At 69.2% G+C, this 2,532-nt stretch carries 2 protein-coding genes and 1 pseudogene; all 3 read left to right on the top strand.

All coding sequences use genetic code 11. The features are described from left to right. Positions 1–612, top strand: a pseudogene (locus ACFDS6_RS00180) (hypothetical protein); the annotation flags it as partial. Between the two features lie 12 nt (positions 613–624). Continuing rightward, entirely contained in the window at positions 625–1,662 is a 1,038-nt protein-coding gene (locus ACFDS6_RS00185) for an ExeA family protein (protein WP_375270092.1), read from the top strand. Positions 1,663–1,665: 3 nt separating this feature from the next. Then, positions 1,666–2,511, top strand: coding sequence for an XrtA system polysaccharide deacetylase (locus tag ACFDS6_RS00190; protein WP_375270093.1), 846 nt, complete (start codon positions 1,666–1,668; stop codon positions 2,509–2,511). Positions 2,512–2,532 lie beyond the last annotated feature (21 nt).

A 2,532-nucleotide genomic window follows, 5' to 3' on the forward strand; every position in this document is an offset into this window, starting at 1 on the left:
TCGGGGCTGCAGGTCGTCGTCTACGACGCGATCGAGACGTTCGGGCGCCAGCTGCGCGACGGGATCGCGGGCCTGCCGACGAGTTTCCAGACGCAGAACGATCCGTTCGGCCAGGTGTTCGGCGGTTGCGTGTTCGCGCGGCAGGGCGGCAGCCAGCAGAGCGGCGCGGGCGGGTGTCTGAACGACGTGTTCCAGTCGATCTCGACCGCCAGCTACCGCGCGCGCGGCATCGATGGTGCGTGGACGATCTCGCGCGGGCGCACCAGCTGGGGCGTGGGTGCGGGTTACGCCAACCGCCGGCTCTACGCGCCGCGCGTCGCGGTCGGCACGCAGGTGCTGGGGCTGGAGGATCAGAGCGCCTACGCGCAATTGTTCTACTCGCGCGCGCTCAGCCGTGTGTCGGGGTTCGATGCCAATCTGTACGGCAACTGGTTCTCGAGCGATCTGCCCGGCGCGCAGGACGTGTACGGCGGCGGGCTGAACGGCACCTACAGCCGCAGCTTCGGTCGGCTCGGCGCGTCGCTGTCGGGCGGGCTCTACGCGTTCGACCAGGGCGACTTCGACACGCAGGTGTCGGCGCAGGCGCTGCTCGGCGCGCGGTACAATTTCTGAACGGATACGGTTATGTACGAGACGTTCTTCGGATTTCACGACCGCCCGTTCCAGTTGACGCCCGACCCGCGTTTCTGGTTCGATACCGCCACGCACAAGAAGGCGATGGCGTACCTCGGCTACGGCCTGGCGCAGGGTGAGGGGTTCATCGTCATCACCGGCGACATCGGCGCGGGCAAGACCACGCTGGTCGGTCACCTGATGGACAGGATCGACCCCGCCAACATGACGGTGATCAAGATCGTGTCGACCGCGATCGAGGCGGACGACCTGTTGCGGATCGTGGCTGGCGGGTTGAACATCGACCATGCGGGGAAGAACAAGGCAGAGCTGCTGCTGCTGATCGAGCGCGGGCTGCACGCCGTCGCGCGTACCGGTCGGCGTACCCTGCTGATCGTCGACGAGAGCCAGGCGCTGCCGACCTCCGCGCTGGAAGAGCTCAGGATGCTGTCCAACTTCCAGGCGGGCGGGCACGCGCTGGTGCAGATCTTCCTGCTCGGCCAGCCCGAGTTCCGCGAGCGGTTGAACGGCTCCGCGCGGCTGGAGCAGTTGCGCCAGCGGGTGATCGCGGTGCATCACCTCGATCCGATGGAGCCCGACGAGGTCGCCGATTACGTCGGGCACCGCCTGCAGATCGCGGGCTGGACCGGGCGTCCGAACTTCACCGAGGACGCTTTCCCCGTGCTGTACCGCGCGAGCGAGGGCGTACCGCGGCGCTTGAACCAGTTGATGAGCCGCGTGCTGCTCCATGCCGCGGTGGGCGAGATCGAGATGATCGACGCCAAGGTGGTGCGCGCGGTGGTGAGCGACCAGCGGCGCGAGATGCCTGCGGTCCCTGCGCCCGAGCGGCCGGCAGCGGCGAACACCAACGACGCGGAGGCGGCGGCGCCGACACCCGCGCCGGCCTCTCCGTTCGACGATGACCGGTTCGCCGCGCTGGAAGCGCGGATCGCGGAGCAGGATGCGGCGCTGCGCCGCGTGCTGACGCTATTGATCGACTGGGTCGAGCGCGACGAGCTGCGCGACGCGCCGCTGCGCGGGGTCGCCTAGCTCATGGCGAACGCGCGTGTTCTCAACGGCATGTCGGTCGACGTGGAGGAATGGTTTCAGGTCGGCGCGTTCGAGAACACGATCGACAAGGGTGACTGGAACACGCTGGAGAGCCGCGTCTCAGATAATACCGCGCGCGTGCTCGACCTGTTCGCCGAGACAGGTACCAAGGCGACCTTCTTCACGCTCGGCTGGGTCGCGGCGCGGCACGGCGCGCTGATGCGGCGCGTGGTGGACGAGGGGCACGAGATCGCGAGCCACGGCTGGGATCACCAGCGCGTGTTCACGATGGATGCGGCGGCATTCCGTGCCGACCTGCGCCGTGCGCGCGTCGCGCTGGAGAATGCAACGGGCGCGCGTGTCAGCGGTTACCGTGCGCCGAGCTTCTCGATCGACGCGCGCACGCCCTGGGCGCACCCGGTGCTGGCGGAGGAGGGCTATCGTTATTCCTCCAGCGTCGCGCCGGTGCGGCACGACCATTACGGCTGGCGCGAGAGCCCGCGCTACGCGTGGCGCCCGCTCGGCGACGCGAGCCTGGTGGAGGTGCCGGTGACGGTGGGTGAGGCGATCGGCCGGCGTTTCGCGACCGGGGGCGGGTTCTTTCGCCTGCTGCCCGCGGTGGTGACCGATTTCGCGCTGCGGCAGGTCAATGCGGCGGCGCAGCCGGGCATGTTCTACTTTCACCCGTGGGAAGTCGATCCGGGCCAGCCGCGCGTCCACGCGGCGCCGCTGCGGTCTAAACTCAGGCACTACAGCCGACAGGGTGCGATGGCGGGCAAGCTGCGCGGGCTGCTGCGGCGGCACGCCTGGGGGCGGGTCGACGCGGTGGTGGAACGGCTGGCGTCGTGACGATGCCGCTGCTCGCCAGGC

Origin of the sequence: Sphingomonas sp. (genome assembly GCF_042095875.1) — a bacterium.
Classification (GTDB): domain Bacteria; phylum Pseudomonadota; class Alphaproteobacteria; order Sphingomonadales; family Sphingomonadaceae; genus Sphingomonas.

Bases quoted from the DNA above. Each gene is read 5' to 3' on its own strand.
- ACFDS6_RS00185 (WP_375270092.1), top strand. From the start codon at position 625: ATGTACGAGACGTTCTTCGGATTTCACGACCGCCCGTTCCAGTTGACG.
- ACFDS6_RS00190 (WP_375270093.1), top strand. From the start codon at position 1,666: ATGGCGAACGCGCGTGTTCTCAACGGCATGTCGGTCGACGTGGAGGAA.